At 43.3% G+C, this 26,090-nt stretch carries 24 protein-coding genes; 12 read left to right on the top strand and 12 right to left on the bottom strand.

Features of this window, described 5'->3' with window-relative positions:
• From IQQ51_RS26790 to IQQ51_RS07455, 5 genes are all read left to right on the top strand, one after another.
• Positions 1-332: solute carrier family 23 protein (locus IQQ51_RS26790; protein WP_228012720.1), on the top strand; the 332-nt coding region annotated here is incomplete at its 5' end.
• Between the two features lie 245 nt (positions 333-577).
• Positions 578-1,069, top strand: coding sequence for a VOC family protein (locus tag IQQ51_RS07470; protein WP_048609315.1), 492 nt, complete (start codon positions 578-580; stop codon positions 1,067-1,069).
• A gap of 334 nt (positions 1,070-1,403) precedes the next feature.
• Positions 1,404-1,829, top strand: a complete 426-nt coding sequence (locus IQQ51_RS07465) for a septal ring lytic transglycosylase RlpA family protein (RefSeq protein WP_416222605.1) — start codon at positions 1,404-1,406, stop codon at positions 1,827-1,829.
• A 480-nt stretch (positions 1,830-2,309) separates the two neighbouring features.
• Positions 2,310-3,323: a manganese-dependent inorganic pyrophosphatase gene (locus IQQ51_RS07460; RefSeq protein ID WP_193840717.1), complete on the top strand. Its 1,014-nt coding sequence runs from the start codon at positions 2,310-2,312 to the stop codon at positions 3,321-3,323.
• Positions 3,324-3,674: 351 nt separating this feature from the next.
• Positions 3,675-4,127, top strand: coding sequence for a hypothetical protein (locus IQQ51_RS07455; protein WP_193840716.1), 453 nt, complete (start codon positions 3,675-3,677; stop codon positions 4,125-4,127).
• 266 nt (positions 4,128-4,393) lie between these two features.
• On the opposite strand, the gene IQQ51_RS07450 is transcribed toward IQQ51_RS07455, so the two are convergent.
• Entirely contained in the window at positions 4,394-4,759 is a 366-nt protein-coding gene (locus tag IQQ51_RS07450) for a hypothetical protein (protein ID WP_193840715.1), read from the bottom strand.
• A gap of 44 nt (positions 4,760-4,803) precedes the next feature.
• Positions 4,804-5,694 (bottom strand): oxidoreductase, encoded by an 891-nt coding sequence (locus IQQ51_RS07445; protein ID WP_193840714.1) that lies wholly within the window; start codon positions 5,692-5,694, stop codon positions 4,804-4,806.
• A gap of 486 nt (positions 5,695-6,180) precedes the next feature.
• Here IQQ51_RS07445 and IQQ51_RS07440 point away from each other — a divergent pair, with 486 nt between their 5' ends.
• Positions 6,181-6,903 carry a helix-turn-helix domain-containing protein gene (locus IQQ51_RS07440; protein WP_228012719.1) on the top strand — a complete coding sequence of 241 codons (723 nt, stop codon included), beginning with the start codon at positions 6,181-6,183 and terminating at the stop codon, positions 6,901-6,903.
• A gap of 396 nt (positions 6,904-7,299) precedes the next feature.
• Here the strand turns inward: IQQ51_RS07440 and IQQ51_RS07435 are convergent, their stop codons facing one another.
• Positions 7,300-8,196, bottom strand: coding sequence for a LysR family transcriptional regulator (locus IQQ51_RS07435; protein WP_193840712.1), 897 nt, complete (start codon positions 8,194-8,196; stop codon positions 7,300-7,302).
• Positions 8,197-8,295: 99 nt separating this feature from the next.
• Between IQQ51_RS07435 and IQQ51_RS07430 the strand changes: the two genes are divergently transcribed.
• A complete protein-coding gene (locus tag IQQ51_RS07430; RefSeq protein ID WP_193840711.1) occupies positions 8,296-9,180 on the top strand; it encodes an SMP-30/gluconolactonase/LRE family protein in 885 nt (294 codons plus the stop codon).
• Positions 9,181-9,410: 230 nt separating this feature from the next.
• On the opposite strand, the gene IQQ51_RS07425 is transcribed toward IQQ51_RS07430, so the two are convergent.
• Positions 9,411-10,655 carry a dipeptidase gene (locus tag IQQ51_RS07425; RefSeq protein ID WP_193840710.1) on the bottom strand — a complete coding sequence of 415 codons (1,245 nt, stop codon included), beginning with the start codon at positions 10,653-10,655 and terminating at the stop codon, positions 9,411-9,413.
• 144 nt (positions 10,656-10,799) lie between these two features.
• Between IQQ51_RS07425 and IQQ51_RS07420 the strand changes: the two genes are divergently transcribed.
• Positions 10,800-11,822 carry a helix-turn-helix domain-containing protein gene (locus IQQ51_RS07420; protein ID WP_193840709.1) on the top strand — a complete coding sequence of 341 codons (1,023 nt, stop codon included), beginning with the start codon at positions 10,800-10,802 and terminating at the stop codon, positions 11,820-11,822.
• Positions 11,823-12,034: 212 nt separating this feature from the next.
• On the opposite strand, the gene IQQ51_RS07415 is transcribed toward IQQ51_RS07420, so the two are convergent.
• The 7 genes from IQQ51_RS07415 to IQQ51_RS07385 all read right to left on the bottom strand — a co-directional run bounded on the left by IQQ51_RS07415 (position 12,035) and on the right by IQQ51_RS07385 (position 18,986).
• Positions 12,035-12,928: a DMT family transporter gene (locus IQQ51_RS07415; RefSeq protein WP_048614652.1), complete on the bottom strand. Its 894-nt coding sequence runs from the start codon at positions 12,926-12,928 to the stop codon at positions 12,035-12,037.
• Between the two features lie 135 nt (positions 12,929-13,063).
• Positions 13,064-14,083 (bottom strand): helix-turn-helix domain-containing protein, encoded by a 1,020-nt coding sequence (locus IQQ51_RS07410; RefSeq protein WP_108189066.1) that lies wholly within the window; start codon positions 14,081-14,083, stop codon positions 13,064-13,066.
• Between the two features lie 104 nt (positions 14,084-14,187).
• Entirely contained in the window at positions 14,188-15,186 is a 999-nt protein-coding gene (locus tag IQQ51_RS07405) for a DUF2860 family protein (protein ID WP_193840708.1), read from the bottom strand.
• A gap of 43 nt (positions 15,187-15,229) precedes the next feature.
• The gene (locus IQQ51_RS07400; RefSeq protein ID WP_193840707.1) at positions 15,230-16,801 is read right to left on the bottom strand and encodes an amidase; all 1,572 of its coding nucleotides are present in this window, start codon (positions 16,799-16,801) and stop codon (positions 15,230-15,232) included.
• A gap of 267 nt (positions 16,802-17,068) precedes the next feature.
• Positions 17,069-17,515, bottom strand: coding sequence for a pentapeptide repeat-containing protein (locus IQQ51_RS07395; RefSeq protein ID WP_050644594.1), 447 nt, complete (start codon positions 17,513-17,515; stop codon positions 17,069-17,071).
• 72 nt (positions 17,516-17,587) lie between these two features.
• Positions 17,588-17,980 (bottom strand): ArsR/SmtB family transcription factor, encoded by a 393-nt coding sequence (locus tag IQQ51_RS07390; RefSeq protein ID WP_017086141.1) that lies wholly within the window; start codon positions 17,978-17,980, stop codon positions 17,588-17,590.
• A gap of 76 nt (positions 17,981-18,056) precedes the next feature.
• The gene (locus IQQ51_RS07385; RefSeq protein WP_050644647.1) at positions 18,057-18,986 is read right to left on the bottom strand and encodes a permease; all 930 of its coding nucleotides are present in this window, start codon (positions 18,984-18,986) and stop codon (positions 18,057-18,059) included.
• 977 nt (positions 18,987-19,963) lie between these two features.
• Between IQQ51_RS07385 and IQQ51_RS07380 the strand changes: the two genes are divergently transcribed.
• The 3 genes from IQQ51_RS07380 to IQQ51_RS07370 are packed head-to-tail and all read left to right on the top strand — an operon-like array spanning position 19,964 to position 23,320.
• On the top strand, positions 19,964-22,060 hold the full coding sequence (locus IQQ51_RS07380; RefSeq protein WP_193840706.1) for a protein-disulfide reductase DsbD family protein: 2,097 nt from the start codon (positions 19,964-19,966) through the stop codon (positions 22,058-22,060).
• On the top strand, positions 22,057-22,584 hold the full coding sequence (locus IQQ51_RS07375; protein ID WP_193840705.1) for a protein disulfide oxidoreductase: 528 nt from the start codon (positions 22,057-22,059) through the stop codon (positions 22,582-22,584). Before IQQ51_RS07380 ends, IQQ51_RS07375 begins: the two co-directional genes overlap by 4 nt.
• A 10-nt stretch (positions 22,585-22,594) precedes the next feature.
• Positions 22,595-23,320: a DsbA family protein gene (locus tag IQQ51_RS07370; protein WP_048614638.1), complete on the top strand. Its 726-nt coding sequence runs from the start codon at positions 22,595-22,597 to the stop codon at positions 23,318-23,320.
• Positions 23,321-23,978: 658 nt separating this feature from the next.
• Here IQQ51_RS07370 and IQQ51_RS07365 read toward each other — a convergent pair.
• Positions 23,979-25,241 carry a metal-dependent hydrolase family protein gene (locus tag IQQ51_RS07365; protein ID WP_193840704.1) on the bottom strand — a complete coding sequence of 421 codons (1,263 nt, stop codon included), beginning with the start codon at positions 25,239-25,241 and terminating at the stop codon, positions 23,979-23,981.
• A gap of 261 nt (positions 25,242-25,502) precedes the next feature.
• Here IQQ51_RS07365 and IQQ51_RS07360 point away from each other — a divergent pair, with 261 nt between their 5' ends.
• Positions 25,503-25,991 carry a hypothetical protein gene (locus IQQ51_RS07360; RefSeq protein ID WP_193840703.1) on the top strand — a complete coding sequence of 163 codons (489 nt, stop codon included), beginning with the start codon at positions 25,503-25,505 and terminating at the stop codon, positions 25,989-25,991.
• Positions 25,992-26,090: the final 99 nt, after the last annotated feature.

The following is a 26,090-nucleotide window of genomic DNA, read 5'->3' as shown; positions in this document are numbered from 1 at the left end:
GCGCGGTATTAATGACGATTCCAAAGCCAGTCTTGGGCGGGGCGACATTGGTGATGTTCGGCACGGTTGCTGCGGCGGGCATCAAAATCATCGCTAATGAGAAACTGGATCGCCGCAGAATCATGACGATTGCCATCTCACTAGGCTTAGGGCTTGGTGTAATGCTGGTACCAGATTTATTGAAAGAAGCGCCCAAGCTAGCGCAAAGCATATTTGGCTCACCTGTAACCATGTCTGGTATTGCCGCGCTTGTGATTACCGGGTTGATGTCTTTGGTGCCTGAAACAAAAGCCAAGCCTGTGGCAAGTTCAGTACAAACCAGTAAAGCGTAGTGGGCTTCATCGTGCTGAACTAAGGATGTTTAACTAGAGCCACGTGACATATGTGGCTCTGAACTTTAACTTATTGTGTGACGAGTTGGCATCTCACTTAACTTGATAAATAACATAAAATTATCATCAATATAAATTATGATAATTTCAGTTAATCAACGTATCTCCATATACTCTCTCCATCGAAACGAAAGACCGAAGCAGTCTTCGAAAAATACAGAATTAAAGAGAATTTGGAGAAAGTTATGAAAATGAATCACGTAGGCATCATGGTTGGCGACATGGACAAAGCAGTCGAGTTTTACACGAAAGCTTTAGGTCTAAGAGTCGTAATGAACAACACCAAAGTGATGGAAGAGCGCGAATCAGCAATCGGCCGCATGTGTATCGCTGTGTTCGGTGAAGGCTTCAAAGGTTTCAACATTGCTCACCTAGTCACTTCTGATGGTATCGGTGTTGAGCTGTTCGAAATGAAAGAGCGCCAAGAGCGTCATGAAGTAGATTTCTCTCGCTTAGGTATCTTTCACTTCTGTCTGCAGCTTCCAAAAGAGCAGTTTCATTCAGCGATTAAGCGTGTTGAAGAGTTTGGCGGTAAGGTTCGTATGGACATCATGCGTTACCACCCAGAAGACGAACTAAAACAAGCACAAATGGTTTACCTAGAAGACCCGTTTGGCAACCTGTTCGAATTCTACTCGCACACATACGAAGACACGTACGCGACTGACTACGAGTAATTGCGTTATCTACCTGGCATAAGGTAGAAAAACCGAAACACCCCCTAAAGAGGATTGGTAGAGATACCAATCCTTTTTTTGTTTGTGTACTTTTAAGTGCTTCATCATATGGGGTAGTTGATAAACCAGCAGATTTAAGACGTTGTTAAATTTGACGTTTTGAAGATAAAACCTTTCATGAATATGACTGAAGCGAGCGTGCTTCATGAAAACATTGCGGAATCACACTGGTGATAGCCTTCGCTGAGAACTCATAATACTCAGTTCAATACGGCTGAACCGCACTACAATGAAAATAGATAAACATTACATGAAGAAGATCTACTCAAATAGCATGAAAAAACTAAACCTTATCTTTGCCGCTTTTCTTATTACTTTGCTTGCCGGATGCTCGTCACATGCAGCCGTCGATACTTCAAAAACAAAGGGCTATGCCAATTCACATGCGCTTGTGGGAGTGGCTTCTTGGTATGGCGATAAATTCCATGGAAAACTGACGGCAAGTGGTGAAACGTATAATAAAAACGCCTATACAGCCGCTCACAAAACCTTGCCATTTGGGACTGTCGTGAGAGTGACCAATACAGCCAATAACAAGTCAGTCGATGTCAAAATTAACGATAGAGGCCCTTACGTAAAAGGCCGAGTGATTGACCTTTCCCACAAAGCATTTTCTCAAATTGGTGACGTTAAGAAAGGCGTAGTAAAAGTCAAAATTGAGATTATTGATGACAGCAACACCTTTCGATACAAACACTAGAATCCCCTCCTAATCTTCCCTTTGTGTACATCTCCGCTCCCTTACTAGCAAAGGGAAAGGGGAGGAACAGTACCTCGGTATCGATGATTGAATATCACATTTATGCTTACTCAATAAGGCTGATTAGTAGCCTTTTTTGTGCCTTTCGATAATTCATTTTAATAAGATTATCTCATTTCTAGTATGCGGGTTGATGATGTTATGTGGTCAATAAATCAGTGTCTTAGCTTTCTTATCATTAGAGTTCATTGAAATTCATTGTGAAATAATGAAAAGCTGAACTAATCCCAAATTGGTTGTGGCGGGCGTGTAATAGAAAGGGGGAGGTACTCCAAATTGATGTGAGAGGAAGATGCTTAAACAGAGGAAATTACATTTCGTTACTGACTGAAGTAAAACTGAAATATTGGTGACACGGTTCTGAAATTTTTGGTGTTTAGCTTATGGGCTTCTATATCGCATTCAAATAAGGAAATACCCGTGAAGCTAACCCCTGTCCTTGCAGCCGTAATTATGTCTTTCAGTTCAGCAAGTTTTGCTTTTAGCTTGCAACAATCTGCCAATGAAAACAGTGAAGATCTCGTATGGACAGGGCACCTAAGCCCAGACAGCGACACGGTAATGTCTGCGATGCTCGCGGCTCATATCTATGGCGGTACAGCGACAGTACCAGAGCCGATTAATCCAGAATCCACCTTCATCTTGAACTACTGCAATGCTGAATCGCCACGCGTAGAGACAGATTACTCTTCATACCGCGTGGGGCTGGTGGATTTCAATCAGGTCACTCAGCTAGCGCCAACTATCGACCAAGCATCTATTGTTGCTGTGGTTGATCATCATGCAATTGGTGGCTCACCGATTAATACACCACAAATTGTCGAGATGGATATTCGAGGCTGGGGATCGGCTGCCACTATTCTTGCTGACAACGCTGAAAAGTTGGATGTGACCCTACCTGAGCACTTTGCTTGTGTCGGTTTAGGCGCAATCCTTTCTGATACTGTGGTATTCCAATCATCAACCACAACTGAGCATGACCGTGAGTACGCAGAGAAACTGGCAAAAGTTGCAGGCATTTCAGACATCGAAGACTTCGGTCAACAGATGCTGATTGCTAAATCAGACCTTAGTCATCTTTCTTCTGAAACCATTCTGACTCTGGACTACAAGAACTTTAAGTACGGTGGCAAACAGGTGGGTATCGGTGTTGCTGAAACGCTAACGGCTCAACAATTGATTGACCGTAAAGACGATCTTCTAGCAGCAATGAAGACTTACAAAGAAGAGAACGGCTTAGATCATCTGTTCTTCTCCATCACCGACACTAAGAACAAAGAAGCTAACCTGTTGTGGGTAGATGAAAGCGACTATCAAGTCATCAAGTCGGCTTTCAATGCCGAACCAACAAGCGACATGCTGACATTAGAAGGCGTCACTTCACGCAAGCGTCAGATTGGCCCTGCGGTACAAAAGGCAATTGAGAGCTTGTAGAGAGCAAGACCTGTTACTTTATAAATAAGTAGTGAAGGGATTGGTAGAGATACTAATCCCTTTTTGTTTTGGGTGTGTTGAATTGGGTTTGGATAAAGTTGAGTTACGTTTTTTCTAATTTGACAAAGTTTATGGATAACCCAGATCTAACATAGACCTTATGATACGAATCCCAAAGGACATTCACGACCAACCACGTGAAGAGTTAGACTTAGAGCAGCCTTAAACAAGTAACCAATCCTAGTCGCGGCCTTCCATTATCGGCAAGTTAGTATTCATAGTTTGAACTAATAATACAGTGTTTTATTGTTTATAGTGAACCCTAGACAGAATGACTAACAGGACAATGAAATGACCTCAATCAAAACCATTGGTTTAACAGCTATCGCACTTGCACTTATGACAATTACTGGCTGTACCAGCTTGAAGGTAAAGGCTGCGAACGCCTTCGTGTCTGACCCAATTATCACACACGCAGACCACGACCAACTTACCGAAGCCAGTTCGAAAATCGATGGTATCCGTTATACATCAATGACGACGACGATCATCACGACCAAAGCAGCCAAGCGCACAAATGGAGTTGCTCGCGTAGACATCGAGGCTGATGGAATCGAAGAGGTGCAATCAAAATGGCATGGTAAAGATCAGGTTTGTCAGATGTACCATGATCGCATGAACAATCCAGAAACTGAGGGCCTGTCAGACATCGTCGGCAATGGATTGGCGCTGAACTACCAGATCGCTATTCGTGGTGTTGATGGTCAGTCCTATACTTGTTCTGGGCATGTAGATCCACAATAACAAAAAATAACACTGCGCTTTACTGGGTCTATTTCAAAATTTGGAAACGAATTTTCGTTTATAGCTGTTTGGTGAGCAATGAGCCTGTTTGTCACATTAGCTAGTTGTATTACTCGTATCGTACCTAATGAAACGTTTGGGGCACTTTCGAGATAGGAAGTGCCAAAGGTAAAAATTCATCCTACGAAGCTTCTGGACATTTCTGTGTCAGTGATATTGCTAATTTAGCAATCAATGAATTAGTTTAAATATCGAAAACCAACTGATTATGTGTGTTGCTTCGCATACCAAATGCCGAAGCCAATGAGCATGACTAGCTCAACAGCAACCCACATCCAATGCCTTGGTACGGAACCATCAAGGAAAATACCCATTACGCGCGAAATTAACGCCCCTAATGTTAATGTCATACCGAGTGCAGCAACAGTAAACAAATATGGGGTAATTTGATGATGAAAGATGAGCAGAATGCCTGCCCCCATTAGAAAGCCCCACCGGACTCTTCTTTCAACAGCTTGAAAGGCATCCTCAGGGATGGGTTTATTACTCACTAACTCAGGGTTATAGCTAAGTATCGTCCCTAATAATAAAATGATAACACCCATCACTTGTAAAACTATTTTACTGTCCATAAATATCCTTAAACGTACTTAGCGCAATACTCCTATATCGTCGTTTAGTATTTTATTCCTGTTAATTCTTCAGATAGCGTCCAAAGCTTTCGCGCAGCATCGACATCATGTGACTGCTTGCTTGATTCGACCTTAATGGGTGCGCCATGTAGTTCAAAGAAATCCTGCGGGCCGAAGAAATCACCCGAAGATGCACTTTCGTCTATTGCAGCTCGTAGTGTTGGTAGTGCTCCCATTTCTTTACTCTGGCCGAAAAAGATATTTAAGAATTTCACCACGCCACGCTGAAGTTCCGATGTCGTCCATCCCGGATGAGCTGCTGTAACCATCGGGTTGTCACCTTCTGATTTAAGACGCCTTTTCAGCTCATAGGCAAAGTAGAGATTCGCCAGTTTGCTATCTGCGTACGCCGTAAAATTACTGTATTTTCGCATCTCCCAGTTCAAGTCATCCAAATCGATCTTCGAGGACTTATGTGCTCCAGCAGAAACGACCACCACACGGGAGTTTGGTGTTTTCTTGAGAGTCTCGAGTAGATGGCCGACCAATGCAAAGTGACCTAGATGATTCGTTCCCATTAGAATTTCAAATCCATCATCAGTCTTGGCATACGGGCACGCTACTCCTGCGTTGTTGATCAGTAAATCAAGCCTATCGAAAGTTGCTAAAAACTGTGAACTAAACGCTTGAATTGAGTGAAGACTGGAAAGGTCCAATTGCATAACCGAAACATCGGCATCTGGATAGTCCGCTCGAATTTCCTCTGCTACCTTCTCACCTTTTGATACATTTCTTACGGCAAGTATCACAGTTGATTGTTTTTGCGCTAGCACCCTCGCAGTTTCCTTGCCGATCCCGCTGGTAGATCCAGTCACAACTGAAATCCTGCCTTTTTGAGTAGGTATGTCGTCAGCACTCCAAGGTTTATTTGCCATGAACTTTATTCCTCATATTTTATGATGGTTTAGCTATTTCGAAACAATGCCTTTAACACAATGCAGTTAAGTTCGAAGGCTTCGTAATCGATAGAGCAATCTTAAGAGACATGGCCAAAAATAGCAGTACACAAAACTGCAAGAGTTGTATACGAAATAACGAATCGAACCTCCACGAATTTTTGTATACACTTCACGTCAATTTGTGCACTGAACTTTCTGTTCAACTAAACCATAATATGAATCAGAGCAAGGTAGATGCCACTAAAGGTTGTGCGATAAGGTTAAACAATGAAAAACTTCCATTTTGATACCATTAAACAACTCAATGCTGTTCTCGGTATACGCCCACCAGAACACCCTTTAGTTGATGTAATGAAACTAAACCCCAACAGTGATGACAATCAATTACTCAGCGGTGAGAGCATTTCACTCGCCACTAGTTTCTACGCGATATCGTTCAAACACATCACATCAGGCGAGGTCATGTACGGTCGTACCCAATACGACTGTTCAAGTGGAACAATGCTGTTTATTGCTCCCGGCCAAGAGCTCACCGCCAGCGGTATAATCATTGACTCCGTTGCTCGCACCATCTGCTTTCACCCCGATTATATCCGTGGTCACAAGCTGCAAGACGAACTTAAGCAATATCAATTTTTCAATTATTCGGTTAACGAGGCTTTACACCTTTCACCAAAAGAAGAGCAACATATGGTCGCGATGTTTGATGCGCTTGAGGCAGAAAACAACATGAGCCTAGATGCCTTTAGTAAAGAGCTTATTTTATTGCAAATCAGCACCTTATTGATGTACGCCAATCGCTATTACCACCGTCAATTTATGATGCGCAAAGAGGCTAACACCTCAGTATACGATCGGTTTTCAAAGCTTTTAGATGCTCGCCTAGACGCTATCATTCAAGAATCTGCTGCGATCCCTGAAGTAGAAGAACTGGCGCAAAGCATGAATATGACCAGTCGATACCTAAGCGATGCGCTGAAAGCTGAAACAGGTAAAACAACGAAGGATTGGATTCAATATGCTCTGATAGATAAGTCAAAAGATCGCTTACTCTCTAGTAAAGATTCCGTGGCGACCATTGCCTATAGTTTAGGCTTTGATTACCCACAATATTTTTCCAGATTATTCAAAAATAAAGTTGGGGTGACCCCTTCAGAGTATCGATTACAAAATACCCGCCATTAACAGCCTAGACCGAGAACAATAAACATTAAGAATACTGATGGTTAGGAAAGGTCTATCTGGCTCACTTTGGGGCAAATTCGTGTTAGCCCAACCTCAAATCCCCTCCTAACCTCCCCTTAATCCGCATCTTCGATCCATCGTGGTTTATGGAAAGGGGAGGAACTGAATACCGATGGCGGCATGTGCATTTACACGTTCAGCGGTAAAGAAGGTTCTCCCCCTCGATCGTCAATCTAGAGGGGGTGATGAATTCAACTTGAGGGGGAGTTAGAGGGGGAGGGTGTTTCAAAATCGACGAAAACACGGCAGCCTATCAGCTATTGAAAGCAGTGTAATTGCGCCTGATATGAAGGGAACGCATATACGTTCCAATTGAAAGATTTAATGCTCTAAAACTCACAACGTATAAGCGTTATTCGATTCCAACCACTCTTTTACCGCTCGGTTAAAAGTGACCAACTTCTGCGGTGTTACTCTTCTTTGAGCATAGATAAGGCTTAGCTTTTGGGCTTTTATCGACCATTCTGGGAACACGTGAATAAGCTCACCTTGTTTGAGCTGTTCTTCAACTTGATAGAACGGCAAGCTGGCGACGCCTATCCCTTGCATCGCTAACTCTAAAATTGAACTGTAGGTATTCGAGCTAACGCTTCCGGTGACTTCAACATGGTAGGTTTGCTCACCATTGATCAGCTCCAGCTGATTCCAGCGTTCATTTTGACTGTTAAGAATGAAGCTGCATTTATGGATGTCTTTGGTGGTGGCGAGTGGGTTAGTCGATGCGTAATCCGCACTGCAAACGAGAACATTGCGGATGTGCCCGAGATCGTTGGCAATCACATCATTAGGCAGTTCATCGTAGGCTCTAAAAGCAATGTCAAAGTCGCCAGATTCTATCTTCTTTTTCATCGGCCCAAAGTCGAGAATCAAATCCACTTTTGGATACTCTTGCTTGAAAGTAGGGATGATATGACGACAAAGCGCACGCCCAAACTCTATCGGGGCGGTAATTTTCAAATCGCCTGCCACTTCCTGCGTCATGTCTAAGACACGCATTTCCGCTTCGGTTGCTAATAGTTGAATTTGCTTCGCTTTCGCATACAACTCTTCACCCACTTCCGTGAGGCTGATAGAACGAGTCGTTCTGTGAAACAGCTTAGAATTCAATGTTTCTTCGAGTCGTTGTACATGCCGAGACACCAAACCTTTTGACACATCCAATACTTCAGCGGCCTTGGTGAAGCTTTGCTCTTCGGCGACAGTCAAGAAGGTCTGCATATAAATCAAATTCATCATTAACACCATTTAGTAAACAGTGAAGTCATTTTGTACTGTTTTTCTCACTCCTTCAAGAAACTAAGATTCAAAACGTAAACAGAAAGGAGAAGAACAATGAACAAATTACTACTTATTACCGCTGCAATGGCTGCCTCTATGAATGTTTCAGCTGCCTCTGTTGTAGAAAGCAACCCAACATTGGTTGGAGACTCATTCGGCTTTGTTGAAGGCCCAACATGGGATGTGGAACATCAACGTTTCTTGTTTAGCGATATCCCAAATAACACAACCTATTCTTACGATCTTAACGGCAAGTTGAGCGTGTTTGATGACAATTCTGGCTATGCTAATGGTCTCGATATCGATGCGAAAGGCAACCTGTGGGCTGCTCGTCATGATAGAAAGCTGTCGTACCGTGATGGCAACGGAGAGAAAGTGATTGTCGCTGCAACGTATAATGGCAAGCTGCTCAATAGTCCGAACGATTTAACTGTTAACAGTGATGGCAGTGTGTGGTTTACCGATCCTCCGTTTGGTATCCAAGGTTACGGCCCAGCAAAGGCAGAACCAGAGCAACCGGTTAATGGCGTTTATCGTTATTTAGATGGTGATCTAAAGTTGATCACTGGAGAGTTCAAGCTACCAAACGGCATCGCTTTTTCTTCTGATGAATCTTCGTTATACGTTGCCGACACATCTGATGGCTGGGTATACCGATTTGATGTTGATGGACAGTCACTCAGCAATAAGACTCAGTTTGCTCAAGTGAAGGCAGAGTCTGGCTCTGAACCTATGGTTGATGGCGTTGCTGTTGATGCCGATGACAACCTATTTGTTGCAGCGCACGGTGGCGTGGGTGTGTTCGATAAAGACGGTAAGCAGATAGACTTCATTGCTATTGATGCGGGCCATATCAGCAACCTAGAAATTGGCGGGAAACAGCAAGAGTTACTGATGGTGACGGCATACAACAAAGTGTTGGTGTTCAAGCTCAAGTAACGCTTTACACAAACGAAAACAAAAAGGGACGGGTATAAATACCGGTCCCTTTTCTCATTTGAACATGTCGAAAGTGGGTTAGCTCTATGCGCTGTAATGATGCTGCCGACGATTAAGGCTTAGGCTGATTGGCTTCTATATCTAGGGCCGTTTGATTTGGCCTGCCGAAATACTTCTTCCATTTTATTGGCATCAAATCAGCTTTCAAAACTGAACTAACAAGTGGCGACTTACCAATTGGCTTGATAAACACGCATTAGGTTTTCACCTAAGAAACCTTTGATATCATCTTCAGACCAATCGTATTTATCTTCCAGTACTCGAGCGACTCCCCAAATATCGCCTCCACCTGCATTCTGGGTTGGTGCGCCAAAACCTTTTTCTGGCGGGTATGTGTCTACAACACCAATGAAGGCTTTTAAGAAGTCACCATACATGTGTGAATAGTCAGAGCCATAACAAGTATGTTCTCGTCCGACTAACTCACCCACATACTGTACATGTTCCGCAATGTCATTCATGCTGGCTGTACCTTCAGCATTTAGGAATAGTCCTACGCCATTAGTACAGGCCACACCATCGCTGGCTGCAATGGCTCTAATTGCGTCATCCGATAAGTTACGGCCTGTGTCATATAAGCCTTTGGCATTTGAATGTGAGGCAATAACAGGCTTTGTTGAAATTTTTGCAGCGTCGATACATGCTTGATCTGATGAATGAGAACAATCGATAACGACGCCTTGTTCGTTTGCATACTTAACAAACTTAGAGCCTAAATCAGAAACACCAAGATTTTTATCACTTTGACCGCCACCAGCGAGTGCGTTGTCATTATTGTAAGTAAAGTTCATGACCATAATTCCATTATCACGTGACCATTCGACTTTACTCATGTCATCGATAATATAATCGGCGCCTTGTGTGTTATAGATGATGGACATTTTGCCATCCTGTTTGGCTTTGCGGATTGCTTCTACACTGTCAGCCTTAACCAAACCTAATTTTTTTGACTCTGCGTCTGTTTTATCAAGTGTCGTTTGGAAGGATTCATCATTAACACCTTCAAATGCCCATACGCTGGTAGACATGACATCAATTTGGTTATCTCTATTTTTTGCTACGGCTTGTGCAAATTTCTCTTCTTTAATGCCTTGAATACCGACGCCAGATGGCATCAAAGAGTTAATCACAATCGCATCTTTATATTTTGCTTTTATCGCGGCATCTTGCTTGCGTTCTTCATCAGTTCTTCCTGCGTCAAAAAATGCGGCAATATATGCAGCACGTTTGTCTATCTCAGCTTGAGATTTACCGCGAGGGCTCCACAGTTTCGACTTCACATCAACGTCAGAGACAAAACCTGCATCCGTATTCCATCCACCTTCAACATGCTCGTGAGAATGACCAATATCATGAGCTAACGCTGATGATGAAAGAAGTGCAGTAATTAAAATGACTAAGTTTTTATGCTTCATTTTGCCCCCTAGGGTGTGATTTCACAATTCGATGATGACTCTGTCATTGTGAAAGTTTATATGCTTACTTCGTTGTGAATAAGAATATGCTGTCTTACACTCAAAAATATACCATTTTGGGACAGTGAGATTAGATTGAAAACTATGAGTAACAATAAACAATATCTATCTTTAGTGGAGTATTCACAATTTAATACCTTTCTCGAAGCGTTAGAAATGACACATTGGGATATTTACGCCATGTTAGATAAAGCACTGTTTCCAAAAAGCTTTAATTTACATGAAGGCGATGGAGTGATACTTACAGAGAGGGTCTACTCTGTCTTTAACTTACTAGAAGAACAGTTGACTGAGGCAAAACTGGTTCAGTTTCTCAGTGTTGTAGCGCAAAAAAATGCGGAAAAAATCCTGCAAGCCTTGCCACTTGACGATATTTCCAACGTTGAGGGGTTTGTAACCTGTTTCATCAATGAGACTTTCCGCAGTGCACCTGATAGCCAATTTTCATTGTTAGATACATTGGGAAACAAATGGTTAGTGCGTCATACGCTCCCTCACAATGAAAACTTATCAATCATTGAATGTTACCTCTTGAAGCTGTTTCAGGAACTTATAAGCGCAACGACGCAAGTAGTTTGGCAACCCAAACGAATATTTCTGCAATCTCCCCATAATCAAGAGAAGACACATAAACGTTGTAAGAAACTTTTTAATAACAATGGATTGCAACTAATAAGTGAACGTGGCGTGACTGGCATTGAATTACCAGAGGATACTCTAAAAACCAATATCAACGTCTATCACCCTCGATACGCATTCACACAAACAGAAGCTGATCTAGGTAAGAATATGCGAACTATTTCGGCGGCATTACGTTACGTTTTACCTCATTACTTATCAGGAGGAAGGCCAAGTTTGGATTTTTCGGCTGAGATTTGTGGGTTACATAGTCGGACATTAAAGAGACGTCTACGTAAAGAAGGGGTTACTTATACGGCGTTATTGGATGAGATTATAATAAGCTTAGCCAAAGATGCATTATTACATTCAGACCAGAACATTACTGACATAAGCATTAGTCTTGGATACGACCACCCAAACCATTTCAGTCGTATGTTTAAACGCTTAACAGGGTTAAGCCCTAGGCACTATCGCAATTCGCATTGACACATTTACTCGTCTTGAAACTTAGAAACTCTATTTTATGTTTTGATAGAAATAGTCTGCCGGAAAATTGATAAAGGGGCGAAGACTCTGAGTTAAGTAACGCCTGACATAAACGAAAACAAAAAGGGACGGGTAGAAATACCGGTCCCTTTTCTAGTTTGAATAAGTCGAAAGTGGGTTAGCTCGATGCGCTTTAATGATGCTGCCGACGATTAAGGCTTAGGCTGATTAGCTTCTATATCAAGGGCCGTTTGATTTGGCCTACTGAAGTACTTCTTCCATTTTATTGGCATCATAGGAATGACGATCAGGCTGATGCCGACAAGGGTCAACATGTCTGGAATCTCGTCAAACCACATCACGCCAAATAGGGTCACAAACACTAACCCCGAGTATTCCGCTAGAGCAATTTGGTTTGCTGGCGCTTTTTTATAAGCCACCACCACAAGGGCATGGTACCCAAGAACGAATAGGTTTATTGCCATAATCCATCCAACATGACGCCATTCAATCGCCGCCCATGCAGGCAGAGCAAGAGCCAACGCCAGCGGCAGAGTCATCACACTGGTCCAAAATAGTGTCGAGATAATGTGTTGTTCTGCGTGAAGACGTTTAATCAAAATGTTGCCGACGCCCATCGCGAGCGCACTGCCTAAGCCTGCAATAGCGGCCCAGTGAAATTGCTCTGGACGCAACACGATTAACACACCCACGAAGCCAATCAATGTCGCGACTACTTTTGATGATGTCGGCTTCTCTTTCAATAAAACAATAGAAAGCGGGAGCATAAGAATAGGCCCAACATAGAACATCGCATTTGCGGTCGCCAAGGTGAGGTGTGTGATGGCAATCATTGCGCAGCCACTTCCCACTAGGATGAATTGAGCCCGCAAGAAGTTGATTCGACAACCACCTTGCATGCGCGTCTCTTTGGGTAGCTTTAGCCAAAAAGGAAGCAACAACATCACGCTCAATAGTTGGCGGATAAACACATATTGGAACGTGGGCACTTCACCGTTCAGCACTTTGAGTGAGACGTCTGAAAAGGAGGCGAGCAGGTTGGCGAATACTAAGAGCAAAATCGCGTGGTTGGTGGCTTTGGTCATACAGAAACGGCGCTACATATTTGTCATACAATTATGGGCGCACATAATACATGAGAATCGAAAATATGTAAGAACAAAAACCAAGTAAGAACAATGTCGTTCGATGCTTAGTGATATGGGGGGCGAGATCTGTTGTTACGATCTGAGTTCAGTAGGAGAGTGCCCAGTCCAATTCTTGAATGCTCGACTGAATGCGCTCGAGTCGGAGAAGCCAAGCTCATGAGCCACATAGGTAATATTACCGTCGTTTTGATTCAGTAGCGTCATGCTCAGTTCAAGTCGGTATTTATCGAATAAACGACGAAAACTCACACCTTGTTGTTTAAGTTTACGATTCAGGGTTCGAGGGCTGATGTGAAGATTATTCGCCACGCTATCTAGGTTGGTGTCTTTCACCGCGAGCACCTTGAACGTTTCATTCACTTTGTAGATCAGGTTAGTTTTTAACGTTTTTTCCATCTGTTGGTCGGCGATTCGTACTAACTCTGCATGAAAGTCAGCTTGGAATTGGCGAGGTTTCGCCTGGACAAGATCGTTGGGAAACAGCATGTATCGGGCGGGGAAGCCCTCCTTCATTTCAACATTAAAGACACGCTCATAGATGCTCAAGAACTCATCACCGATGGTGTTCTTGTGGATGTGAATGGCGAGCTTTTGATTCGGTGCATTAAGGTATCTGCGAACGAGCTTGATCATAATACTGAAATAGAGCCCCAAGCTGATGTGTGTCATCAGTGTGGTTTCGTCAATGTACTCGGGTGTGACGCCCCAAAGCTCAACTTCACCACTCTCTGTTTCACGGCTGAATATTTTCAGTAACGGATGTATATGAATAGAGTATCGACTCAGTAGTTGGCAAAAGCTGGCGAGATCTGGCGCGGTGAGCATGGCCATTACCGGCGCGCCCATTTCAAGCTCATCGAAGTAGCGAGCGGACTCATCAAATAGGTCGATCAGTTCATGATCAAAGCGTTGGTAGATATTGGTGATGGCGGTTTGAAGCTGATAAGCCGAGATCGATTCGGCGGAGCAAAGTTGTTTGTAGACCTCTGCTCCCGACCAGATATCACTGCTGTCTCCAATTCTAGCCTGAATAGCAGAATCTAAAGTTTTAAACCAAAATATGGGCAATTGAGTACTAAAACTTTCCACCATAACTCCCTGTTATTGCTGGCGATTGAAGAGTGTTCTTCTCGGTAATATATCCAAATTAAAGGATTTGTTTGCGGGTTACAAGCAATGAAAATCTCAGTTCAACCTTAGAATTTGTAATCAACACCGACTGAAACCACATATTGTGATGATTGGTAATACTCAATATTTGAATTCGTTGTCTTCGCGCCGAGTAGTGACACCAAAGACCAGTTTCTAGCATCAAAGATATTGGCGTATTCATAAGCAACGAAGGCGCCAAAGTCTTTGTCTTCGCGTGTCTTATTAAAGATTGGGTTCTCTTTGTCATAGCTGCGTGTTGCTGCATTGAGTGTTAAAGCAAGGCCATGATTTCCGTATCTTTTCGCTAGGTTGATTTCCGCGCCAAGGCTCAAGAACGATAGTGCATCACCCTCAGAGTCTGAAGAGAAAATATTCATTGAAGGGGTGAGAATGCCTGACCCGTCTTTCAAGAAGTACTGGTAACCAGACTTGAGATAAAAGTACTTTCGTTCTCGAATCATCAATGCGCGCTCTTCTTCGGTTAAACCAAGCCCTTTAAGGCCGGTGTTTTCTTTTTTAACGTCTGACTCACCAGAAGCAACATCGAGATTGAAGTTTGAACCCATTATTCTTGAAAGCTGCATTCGAACCACAGTGCCAGTGAGGTCGGTTTCTTTCCTATTTGAGTCAACAGCATAAGGGTCATCCCATACTTCGCCTGATATCAGAGTCGGCAAGATAGAAAAATCGACCACCATGCCGCTTTCCACTTGCTGTCTATATCCAATTTCAAATGCAAGAGTACCAGTGATGATGTCGTCTCTTGAGGTACCTAAGAAAAACTGTTTGTGATTCAAAGCGCCAAAGGTGTATTGCACCGAACCCAAAACCGCGACCATTCCCTCGGCTTCCGTGTTACCCGACGACATTAAATCGGCTTGAGATTGATGGTTGCTTTGACCAACATCGAGGTTACTTGAGTTTGCGGTGAAGCCTGTTAGGAAGGTCATATTGCCACTGAAGCCTTCGCTTGGTGCTAGAGCTGCGAATGAATGTGGCGCAAGCGTCAGGCTTGCCAAAAATAGGAAAATAATATGTTTCATCAATAGACTCGTACTTAAATAATTTTCTGAATTGAATCGCTTTTTAAAGCGCAATCGGGGCTTTTCTGTTTGCCCAAGGCTTGGCGTGTTCTAGTTGATAGGCCAATTCAAATAACAGGCGGTCGTTGCCTCTTGCTGCGGAAAAGTGGCTACCAACAGGAAGGTTCTGCTTGTTCCAATACAAGGGAACCGACATCGCCGGATTGCCAGCCACGTTTTCGATTGGCGTGTAGGACATTAATTTCTCTGAACGTGCCCATATCTCTTTGCCGGAATGCGCTTTCTGGTCGAAATGTTCGATGTCCAAAGGAACATGGTTTGCACAAGGGGTGAGCCAAATGTCGATGTTTTTAAAGAACTCTTGGTTGTGATTGATCGCGAAGTTTCGGCATCGCTCTTGAGAGTCGATATACAAGCTAGGAGTGGCTTTTAAGCGCGCTTGCATCGTACGAGCTAAATAGACGACGTTGTCGCTTACTTTGTCTGGCATTGATTCTAGCGGCATACCTAAGCGGTCGAATTGCTCAGCAAAGCTTGCCATCTTGTTGCCAAATACGCCCATGTAGTTACGCATGAACACATCGCCATCTTGGATTGGTTGTTCAACTTCGATAACGATATGCCCAAGGCTTTCGAGCAAAGAGACCGTAGAGCGAATGGCTGCGAGCGTATCTTCATCAGGAAGCCTGCCGTGGATATCTTTAAGGGTGACGCCAATCTTTATCTGACGGTTAAGAGAAGCATTAACCATCCCTATTGGGGTTCGAGGAAAAGGCGTCTCAAAATCATTCTTTGTATGTTGCTCTGTGACTGAAACTGCCAAAGCAGCGTCACGAACGGTTCTCGACATAAACGATTGATGAGTAAAACCTTCGTTGGTTGAACCGTCAGTTAGCCCTGAGATCAAAGACTCTCGACTTGGCTTAAAACCAAAGATTCCAGTTGCCGAAGCGGGCATACGAGAAGAACCACCACCATCAGTAGAATGCACTAAGGGTACATAGCCAGCTGCAATCGCTGCTGCGCCACCGCCAGTCGATGAGTGAACTCCTCGGCCTAGATCCCATGGGTTGCGCGTCGCGCCATAAAGGGAGTTCTGGGTGCAGCCTAGTGTCATCATCTCAGGGATGTTCGTCATGCCAATGGTGTTCAGCCCTGCATTTTGAGTCGCACGAATAAACCAAGAGGTCGCGTTGGGTTTTCTGCCTTGGTTCAGCTTCGAACCCAGGGTGCATTCCAGCCCAACAACATCAACGCAGTCTTTCACCAAGAAAGGCACGCCGGCAAAGGGTGAGTTCGGGTTAAAAGAGTTTGCACGCTCTAGCGCTAAGTCAAAGCACTCAGAAACAACCGCATTAACCTGATCGTTTGTCTGGCGAATTTTATAGATGGCTTCTTGCACGAATTCTTTTGGCGAGGCTTTTTTGTCTCTTATCAGATTCGCCATCTCAGTCGCATCCAGTGGCGAGTCAACGGTTTGGTGATCTGAAGGCAAATTTGTTGGTGAAGTTGGTGTTGCATTCGCTAAGGTAGGCAGAGAGATAGCCGCAGCAGAAACTGCACCTTTCCCCATAACTTTGAAAAAATCTCTGCGTTTTAATTCATTGATAGTCATCGTTTCTATCCCAAGTTAGAAAGTCACTATCCTTGTTTCGAAACCTAGCTCGCTAGGCTTAGCGTCACTCCGTGTGCTGATTTATGGGAGTAGAATAAAGATTGGCGTGTTGGCGTGCAGTGCAAATACCGCCAATGTTCATACCATTCACGCCAACGGGTTTGTCGGGTTATGTATAGGCCATGCTTATTCGATTTGTTTGGGGATATGTTGCTTGGGTATGCGCTGCTCTTATATCAGCGCATTGGAGATCATCGCTGTTTGAACCTATTTGGCAGAGAGACACTGTCGGGTAGGATCGCGCAACTCAATAATGGTATTGCCTGTGTCGATGCGTTTGAAAGCAGAGTCACTGACTTGGGCATTGCTGAAATTGGTACGAAATAAATCGGCGCGCAGTAAATCGACGCTGAGCATTTGGGCGTGACTCATGTTGGCGTTACGTAGGTCAGCATCGCGGAAGCTTGTATTGTTGAGGTTTGCGTGGCTGAAATTGGCGTAGGTGATGTCAGCCTCATTCATGTTCGCACCCGATAAATCGGCGCCACTAAAATCAGTACGTATCAGGTTGGCGCAACGAAGATCAACATCTTGAAGCGCTAGATTACTTAGATCAGTATTACCTAATTGTGCTCGTTCGCCGCCTTGGTTTTCCAACCACAGTTTATGCCGTTCTAAAATAGAATCGAGTTGTTGTTGAGTGTATTTATTCATACTTCACACCACCAATTTCATAAGAGATACCATTATTGAGCATCTCTTTCTCGTGTCTCTTGTTATCGCGATTTAGCTAATCTTGCTCTGCCATATTTCGCTGTCTGGACCGATAACACAGTCACCATCAACTCTCATTGATAAGCGAATCTGACAACGTTTAACTACTTCTTGGAAATCATCTTCTGGCAAGTAACGAACAGAGTCGACCAACGCTTTGCAGTGAGGCGCAGTTTGTTCTTTCAAGGTGTAAAACACCCATTTCCCTTTCTTATCGTGGTTAAGTAGCCCAGCTTTGTAGAGCATTTTTAGGTTGCGAGATACGTTGTATTGGGTTTCACCTATGATGTCGATTGCTTCAGCGACAGCCATGCATTCGTCAACATGCAGGAACAACCAGAACAATCGCAGTCGATTTGGTTCTGATAAGGCTTTTAGCGAATCAATGTATTTTTCATCCATCATGGTTTTACCCTTCCAACTTAGTCGCGCCACTCTCTATGAGCGGCGCGAAGCTTTATATTTTTCAGTGTGTCCGATTTTACACAACGTATTGGAAGATAGCGCCACCAATGATGGCGGTCGTTAAGACTATTCCCACAAACGCGATTACGGCTTTTCTTTTAAGAACTGCAGATACTAGCGCGATTTCGGGCAAACTGGCACCTGTACCGCCAATAATTAATGCCAATGCAGCACCTAAGCCCATTCCCTTAGCAATTAATACGTTAAGTAATGGAATTGCCATCTCGATACGTAGGTAAAGTGGGATACCAATCAATGAAGCGACCACGATAGATTGGAAGCTGTCGCCACCCACGTATTTCTCTACTAAGTCTGCTGGTAGGTAAGCCGCCGAGAAACCACTGATCGCTGCACCTAAAAGTACATACGGGATGATTCGTTTGAACAAAGACCAAGCTCCACCCATAGCATTACGCATTCTTGATGCGGAAGAAGGGGCTGCGCTGCACGTGTTACTCGCATTGGTTGAGCTATCTGAACAGCTTTTTCTTTTGGTGTCTTCAAGTTCAGCGCCGCGTTTGATCTCGTTTCTCCAAGGTGACTTAGAAATCAAGTAACCACCAAGAACCGCTGCGGTAAAGGTCACCAAGAAGTACACCACGGTGATCTTCAATCCGAATGCTGCGTACACCATCGCTAATACGATGAAGTTACACAGTGGCGCCGATATGATGAAACTCATCACAGTACCTAATGATGCGCCCATAGACGCCATTGCCATGGTCACCGGAACCACGGCTGCGCTACAAAATGGGGTCAGCATCCCGAACAATGCGCCTAATAATGTTCCCCATTTATCGTGTTTGGTCAGCGTCGCTTGGAGTTTATCTTGAGGGATATACTCACGCATGATGCCAGTCAGTACCGACACAATAGCGATGATAACGACCAGCCCTTTGGCCACATAAAAGAACTCATTTAACGCAATAACTAATTTAGCATCCACAATTGGAATCTCTAGCAAGTAAAAAGAGATTAGGATAATATACACACATGCACGATTGTGCAAGTGTACACATTTGAGTTGGTGAGAATTTGGAAATGTCTTGTGTAATTATGGCTTGCGTTTTTTATCAGGAATGTGGAGTTGATTTCTTATTAATCTTTAAAAATCAATTGATTACTTTTTTTGGTGTGTAGTTGAAGTCATGACTAGGCAGTCAGGCATTATTTTTAACTGGCTGAAGAAAGGTAGGGGATATGAGTGGTGAGGTCACTACATTCGGTGATTGCTAAGCAACAACAAAACACTTTTTTGTTTCTTTAAACGAAACAGCAAGAAGTAAAAACTGAGAAGCATTATCGATTGTTGGTATACGATTTTTGCCATTCTCAATCGCTTTGATTCATGAAAATTATCGACCATGCGAAAAAAATTGAACTTTATTATTTTAGTTAAGTCGTATTGCTACGTTTACCATCACAAGACATCTGCAGTTTAGATATGATCTCAAGTCGAAACACACACCAGCTAACTCGTAGCGCACTATTATTAGTGGGTTGGGTTATCTGTTTCTGTCTCGCCAGTAATATGATTTTTATCCAAGGTTGCAAAGTAAACTATGAAAATAGTGATTCTGCGATTTCTAATGTCCTGCAGGTAAACAAGATTGATGATGGTGGCGGTTTTATCAAGGGTGCATCTCAATCTCAAGACGACCAATCCGTCCACAAATGTGAGTTATCAGAACACCTGATAAATTTTGATCACCACCAAGTCAATGATCAAGCTATATTCACGTACTTCATACTCGTTGTAGTCGTATTGTGGCTGCTAAGTACTGTCCCGTATTTCCCTCCATTCACTGAGCCAATCCTTCACAAGGGTAGGCGCATCCATCTCAAGGTCTGTGTCTTTAAAGAATGAGAATAAGAGCGTTTAACTAACACTCATATTATTCATTTTTTAAGGAAAAATTAGACATGCCTAAAAGCAAAATGTCATTGCACTTTGTTGTGCTTTGGCTATTCGTTGCGTTGTGTTCAACATTCACTGTGAACGCAAGTGCGAGCGAATCGATGACTCCTGTTACAACGGGTTGGATGCAAGACAAGTTACATCCGTATGTAGAAACGCGTTTTGTCATGACAGGACAAATTAATAAAGAAGATAAAACCGCGGCGGGTTATCTGGAAGTGAACCTTTCTGATGAATGGAAAACTTACTGGAGAAGTCCTGGTGAAGGAGGCATTGCGCCCAAAATTAAATGGGCCGACTCTAAGAACGTTTCGCAACTGCAATGGTTTTGGAAGTTTCCTCAACGCTTCAATTTGCTCGGCATAGATACGCTAGGTTACAAGCACAACATCATCTTCCCGATGAATCTTCATATTGATGATATGAACAAACCTGTTGAGCTTAATGCTGTGCTGACGATGTCTTCATGCACCACCATATGTATTCTCACGGATTTTGATATCAACTTGGTGTTTAACCCAAGTGAGATGACCGTGGATAACGACGCGATGCTTGTCTACGCCAAAGCAATGAGTGAAGTGCCGAAAGATTCACCGCTTGTAGAAGGTACATCTACGATTTGGGATGCTCGCAAGTCGCAACTTCAAGTTATTGCTACACATCAAATTGGCTGGACTGCACCCGATGTAATCGTGGATGGTGATTCAGATGAAATGCAAGATGCTGACTTTGGTATTCCTCACATTGAAATTGAAGGTAACCAAGTTATTGCGACTTACGATGTAAGTAGCTGGATGGGCACACCCGATCTTAATAACCAGCACATCCGTGTAAGCATCAAAGACAAAGACTTCATCACAGAATATCCAACCACTGTTACCAACGGAATTGTGGGCAACAGCTCTATGATAAGTATGGTGCTTTTAGCGCTATTAGGTGGGTTGATTCTCAATATCATGCCCTGTGTATTCCCTGTGCTTGGAATGAAACTAAGTGGGGTTATTTCTGCTCAAGGCATGGCAAGAAAACAAGTTAGGTTCCAATTCCTTGCATCTGCAAGTGGCATCCTCGCATCCTTCTGGCTAATAGCCACTTTCTTGGCTGTGTTAAAAGTTTCAGGCAGCGTTATCGGTTGGGGAATTCAGTTCCAAAACGGTTGGTTTATCGGTGGGATGTTTATCGTCACCGCTCTGTTCAGCGCCAATATGTTAGGGCTTTTCGAAATCCGTCTTTCATCGAATGCAAATACATGGATGGCAACCAAGGGCGACAGTAGCTACGTCGGACACTTTACTCAAGGTATGTTCGCAACGCTATTGGCTACGCCATGCTCTGCTCCATTTCTTGGAACAGCCGTCGCCTTTGCTCTCGCCACTACTATCCCGACGATGTTTGGCATTTTCACAGCACTTGCCGTTGGTATGGCGCTTCCATGGATTCTCGTTGCTGCATTCCCATCGATAGCTTTGGCGTTGCCTAAACCCGGGGCATGGATGAACCGTGTTAAATACCTGTTCGGCGGAATGATGCTAATCACTAGCGTTTGGCTCTTTAGCTTGCTTCGACCTCATGTCCCTCAATTGTGGTTATACGCAATACTGGCGGTCAGTGTTTGCCTATTGCTTGTCAGGTTGGTTCAAGTGCATGGAATCAAGACTGCGGGTGCTGTTGCCTTGCTGCTGTTGAGTGTTATCTCTGCCTCGTTATTTGTCGAGAAAGCAACATCTAAAATGCTGCCACCAGAACCTGAGTGGGAAGCGTTGTCTACCGAAGTCATTGATGAACATGTTGCTAATGGCCAAGTGGTTTTTGTTGATGTCACTGCTGATTGGTGTGTCACTTGTAAAGCAAACAAGATCGGGGTTCTCTTACAAGATCCTGTTTACAGCGTATTGACTGAAGGTGATGTAGTGCCGATGGAGGGGGATTGGACTGTACCGAGTGATAGCGTCACGTCATACCTACAAGATCACAACCGGTTCGGTGTTCCGTTCAATATGGTTTATGGCCCTAATGCTCCAGAAGGTATTGAGCTTCCTGTCATCTTAACCAGTGATGCGGTGATGGAAGCCATTGAGAAGGCAGGAGGTGATGACGAATGATTAGAACAAAATCTAAGGCAAAACCTCAGACTAAAAAGCAGAAGTTGAGATCGGCATTACTGTATACCTTGTTCGCGGTGGTCGTGGTCTTTGGTGTTGATTATTGGCGTACAAAAGACGTTCCAATGCAGAACGTTCCGCCGATGGTCGGAATGTCGTTATCCGGTAAACCGATAGATGTAATTGAAATGAGTAAGAAAGAGCCGGTATTAGTTTATTTTTGGACGACATGGTGCGTGGCCTGCAAATTTGTGACGCCAGTGGTTGATTGGTTTTCATCAAGCTATCCCGTCGTTGGCGTATCACTGACTTCGGGTAAGGATGAAAGAGTTCGACGTTACATGAATGCTAAAGGGTATAGCTACGACAACATTAATGATACTGAAGGAAAAATAGCACGCGATTGGGGGATCTCCTTAACGCCAACACTCATTGTTATTAATGATGGAAAAGTAACTAGTGTTACTTCAGGAATTACTACGCCAATAGGCATCGCAGCCCGACTTTGGTTAGCTAAGTATTAATGGGGAAAATATGAAATTCATAACAAAAAGCATCATCACATTATTAGTTACACTGGCTTTCTCTCCTGTCACTTACGCAATGACAAAACAAGAAAAGATTGCCGAGATAACGCAAATGTTAGAAACGAATGAAGGTATTATCGATTCGGTTCATGACAGTCTGGCTGCTTACATAGATCAACAAAGTAGTTTCGATAAAACGTTGGCCGAGAGCCATGACTTTATTTATAACAACCCACACCACCCTTGGTATGGTTCCGAACATCCAAAGCTGACGATCGTAAACATGACTGATTTTAGTTGCCCGTGGTGTAAAAAGTTAGATCCTGTTCTTCGGAAAATAGCGGATGAGTTTCCTAATGACATCAAGGTGATAAATATTTATATCCCTCTAAAGGAGAGAGATTCACCACTGAACTCAGCAACCTTTGGACTCAATGTCTGGAACAATGACAAAGAAAAATATAAAGCAGTTGAAGAGATGTTGATCAGTAAGCCTGGCATTCACAACGTTCGTTCGATAATGAAAGTAGCGAAGAAGAACAAAGCCACCGATTATGTTTCTTCAGACAGTGAAATAGCGATTGAAGTTGCTGAAAACTATAACTTGTTTACGAGACTGGGTGTTCGAGGTACACCAGCGATGCTCATTGATGGAACATTGCTCCCCGGTTACTTGCCATACGAAAAACTATATCCAATAGTAAAGGCTAAGCTAGAAGAGAAAAGTAAATAGAATAAATTTACGATAACTTAATTATTATTCCTGATGGATAAAAAGCCCTATTGATTAGGGCTTTTTCTTATTTGTTTATTAATTTGCAGAAGTAGTTTTCAAATTAATAAACAATGTATAACGCAGCTAGTCCAAATATTCCCAGAAAACTGAGAACACCACATGTCGAGTACAACAACAGTCTCATTGTTAATTCCTGATTACAAAAAAATGATTAATAGTATTTACTTTTCTAAATTGTCTTATGTGCAATTTAAGGGCGTGGGGTTGACGAAGTTATATTAAAATAGCACCTCCAGATAAATTATCACTTAACATTTAGTTAGAGCTACCTATGCTGAAATAATTCCATTTTCTCTGTGTTTTTTTAGAAATAATCAGAGGATTTTTATACTGCATTTTTACAGTTTGACATTCTGTTTTTAATTTTCATATGGTTGTTAATACGTAAATGTAAATTAATTCATCGAGTGGAAAATAACTCGTAGCATGGCAGTGAATTTATATTTTTTATTGAGTGAATTGGATATCTAAGATTTTCAATGGAAGGTGAGATCAGCTTTAGGCGATCCAAAAAAAGCAAACAACCAAGTCAATCATCTCGGTTATTTGCTTTAGGTTTGTTGTTTTGTGGCTAGGGGAAGAGCGCTTTTCGAGGTTAAAGCGTGTTTTTGTACACCTTACCGTCTTTCATGATCAATTTTTGTGTCTCTGTGTTTGCCACACAAGCAACACTTTCCAGTGGGTTGCCATCGATGATCAATAGGTCGGCATACGCGCCTTCAACGATCTGACCTAACTTGCCTTCTTGGTATGGGTGTTGGTAAGTCGACATTTCGAACAAGCGACCACAGTTTGATGTCGCCATGCGAAGTGCGGTGATGGTATCGAATACTTGCTCAATCGCACCAAGTTCATTCAATTGTGTCGCATGAACGTTGGTTTCACCCACACAGTCAGTACCAAAAGCAATGTTCTGAATGTCGTATTTCTTAATCAGTTCTGCTGACTTGAACATGGCTTTGCCTACGCGTTCTGTCTTGCGGTATGTCTCCTCATTCGGCAGCGGGATCTTGCGCTCTGCAATCAATGAAGAGGTAAAGTAAGAAGGAATCACCCAAATGCCTTTCTCTTTAATGATCTCGGCAATGTCGTCGTCCATGATGGTGGCGTGTTCGAAAGACATCACGCCCGCTTTTGCCGCTCGGCGCATCGCATCAGAGGTGTGGATGTGCGCGGCAACATAAGTGCCGTAATCGGAAGCGGCATCAACCGCGGCCTTCATCTCTTCAGATGTGAATTGCAATGTGTCTAGCGGATCAAACGTTGAAGATGCGCCACCACCCGCCATGATCTTGATTTGAGAAGCGCCCATAAATAACTGTTCGCGAACCGCTTTTAAGACTTCTGAACGACCATCTGCCACTTTCATTGCACCAAGCTTCATCATTGGTGAATCTTCATGCCCGTTAGCTAAACGCTCTTGAGCTTGGTTTTGACGGTAATCAGAGTGACCACAGGTTTGCGAGATAGCCGCCATTGAAGGAAGAATACGTGGGCCAGTGGCATAGCCGTTGTCGATACTGTTTTTAAGGCCAAGCGTATTGCCCGCCACATCGCGAATGGTAGTAAAGCCGCGCATTAACATCTCTTCAGAAATCTTTGCTGAGCGAATCGCCACTTCTTCACGCGTCATGGTATCAATCACATTGAAAGGTGCAGATAGCGTGATATGAACGTGCGCATCAATCAAACCTGGCATGACTGTACCGCCTTGAGCATCAATTGTTTCATCGGCAATCGTTGGGTTAATCTCTCCAATCTGAGTGATCAAGTTATCTTCGATGAGGATTGATACGTTCTCGATTAAGTTGTTATCAACACCGTTAAATACGTTCGCGTTAGTGATTAGCTTTTTCATAGTCTGCACCTTTTGGAAATGAGTGTGTGTCGCTGATGGAGTCATCTTATGGGGCGCAGCATTTAAAGAATGGCCATTTGGTGACAGTGATGAATTGGGTGTGTTTTTGCGATTGCTATAAGAGAAGGAAGGAAATTTCTGTCGAATTATTAATTTGAGGAATGAATGTTGGCGGTGTCATGAAATGGTAAGTTTTGCTTCGTTTCGAGCGCTAAGATGTATTTCAAATCAAGGCGACTTATCAAATTAGAGAGAGACAGAATGACTAAATCAGACAAAGTTTACGGATTCAACACACCACAACGTCTATTCGTAGGTTACACATTAGCCGTGCTGGTGGACTTGGTCGTACTTAACTTCTTCGATGAGTACTGGGGCTTCGTCAACATTGAGTCTTTCACTATCTCTTTGATTGCGGCGTTGTTGTTGCAGTTGTTGTTGAAGCTCTCTATTGGTTTAGAGCACAAGATTGCTGAGCACTTCAAAAGCAAGCCGGGCACCGCGCCTAAGGTTTACCGAGCAATCACCACTTACATTATCTTGGTGGGCTCAAAGTTCGTGATGCTAGAAGCGATAAACCTCATGTTCGGTGACAAGGTGAGCTTCACAGGCCCTTGGGGCGGTGTGGTAGCGTTCTTCGCGGTGGTATTTACGATTTTGGTTGCTGAAGTGGTTGTATCGAAGATCTACTTTGCTCTGGATGATAAACAAGATTCAAATGTGAAAGCGCTTAAAGAGACCAGCGCGTAACACAACATAAAATACAGATGTGAATAACAGACGAGCCAGCTGAATAAGCTGGCTCGTTTTCGTTTTCGTTTTCGTTTTCGTTTTCGTGTGAGTTGCGAT

The organism is Vibrio sp. OPT18 (genome assembly GCF_015163615.1).
In the GTDB taxonomy this organism is placed as follows: domain Bacteria; phylum Pseudomonadota; class Gammaproteobacteria; order Enterobacterales; family Vibrionaceae; genus Vibrio; species Vibrio coralliirubri.
Note: the sequence above shows the minus strand (reverse complement) of the source record. Positions and strands in the feature narration are given on the sequence as shown.

What these genes read in the sequence shown, in the direction of transcription:
- IQQ51_RS07395 (WP_050644594.1), bottom strand. Translation starts at nt 17,515, where the DNA reads ATGAATAAATACACTCAACAACAACTCGATTCTATTTTAGAACGGCAT.
- IQQ51_RS07455 (WP_193840716.1), top strand. Translation starts at nt 3,675, where the DNA reads ATGACCTCAATCAAAACCATTGGTTTAACAGCTATCGCACTTGCACTT.
- IQQ51_RS07410 (WP_108189066.1), bottom strand. Translation starts at nt 14,083, where the DNA reads ATGGTGGAAAGTTTTAGTACTCAATTGCCCATATTTTGGTTTAAAACT.
- IQQ51_RS07360 (WP_193840703.1), top strand. Translation starts at nt 25,503, where the DNA reads ATGACTAAATCAGACAAAGTTTACGGATTCAACACACCACAACGTCTA.
- IQQ51_RS07370 (WP_048614638.1), top strand. Translation starts at nt 22,595, where the DNA reads ATGAAATTCATAACAAAAAGCATCATCACATTATTAGTTACACTGGCT.
- IQQ51_RS07430 (WP_193840711.1), top strand. Translation starts at nt 8,296, where the DNA reads ATGAACAAATTACTACTTATTACCGCTGCAATGGCTGCCTCTATGAAT.
- IQQ51_RS07435 (WP_193840712.1), bottom strand. Translation starts at nt 8,196, where the DNA reads ATGAATTTGATTTATATGCAGACCTTCTTGACTGTCGCCGAAGAGCAA.
- IQQ51_RS07400 (WP_193840707.1), bottom strand. Translation starts at nt 16,801, where the DNA reads ATGACTATCAATGAATTAAAACGCAGAGATTTTTTCAAAGTTATGGGG.
- IQQ51_RS07465 (WP_416222605.1), top strand. Translation starts at nt 1,404, where the DNA reads ATGAAAAAACTAAACCTTATCTTTGCCGCTTTTCTTATTACTTTGCTT.
- IQQ51_RS07415 (WP_048614652.1), bottom strand. Translation starts at nt 12,928, where the DNA reads ATGACCAAAGCCACCAACCACGCGATTTTGCTCTTAGTATTCGCCAAC.
- IQQ51_RS07450 (WP_193840715.1), bottom strand. Translation starts at nt 4,759, where the DNA reads ATGGACAGTAAAATAGTTTTACAAGTGATGGGTGTTATCATTTTATTA.
- IQQ51_RS07425 (WP_193840710.1), bottom strand. Translation starts at nt 10,655, where the DNA reads ATGAAGCATAAAAACTTAGTCATTTTAATTACTGCACTTCTTTCATCA.
- IQQ51_RS07440 (WP_228012719.1), top strand. Translation starts at nt 6,181, where the DNA reads ATGTACGGTCGTACCCAATACGACTGTTCAAGTGGAACAATGCTGTTT.
- IQQ51_RS07405 (WP_193840708.1), bottom strand. Translation starts at nt 15,186, where the DNA reads ATGAAACATATTATTTTCCTATTTTTGGCAAGCCTGACGCTTGCGCCA.
- IQQ51_RS07390 (WP_017086141.1), bottom strand. Translation starts at nt 17,980, where the DNA reads ATGATGGATGAAAAATACATTGATTCGCTAAAAGCCTTATCAGAACCA.
- IQQ51_RS07365 (WP_193840704.1), bottom strand. Translation starts at nt 25,241, where the DNA reads ATGAAAAAGCTAATCACTAACGCGAACGTATTTAACGGTGTTGATAAC.
- IQQ51_RS07445 (WP_193840714.1), bottom strand. Translation starts at nt 5,694, where the DNA reads ATGGCAAATAAACCTTGGAGTGCTGACGACATACCTACTCAAAAAGGC.
- IQQ51_RS07375 (WP_193840705.1), top strand. Translation starts at nt 22,057, where the DNA reads ATGATTAGAACAAAATCTAAGGCAAAACCTCAGACTAAAAAGCAGAAG.
- IQQ51_RS07470 (WP_048609315.1), top strand. Translation starts at nt 578, where the DNA reads ATGAAAATGAATCACGTAGGCATCATGGTTGGCGACATGGACAAAGCA.
- IQQ51_RS07420 (WP_193840709.1), top strand. Translation starts at nt 10,800, where the DNA reads ATGAGTAACAATAAACAATATCTATCTTTAGTGGAGTATTCACAATTT.
- IQQ51_RS07380 (WP_193840706.1), top strand. Translation starts at nt 19,964, where the DNA reads ATGCCTAAAAGCAAAATGTCATTGCACTTTGTTGTGCTTTGGCTATTC.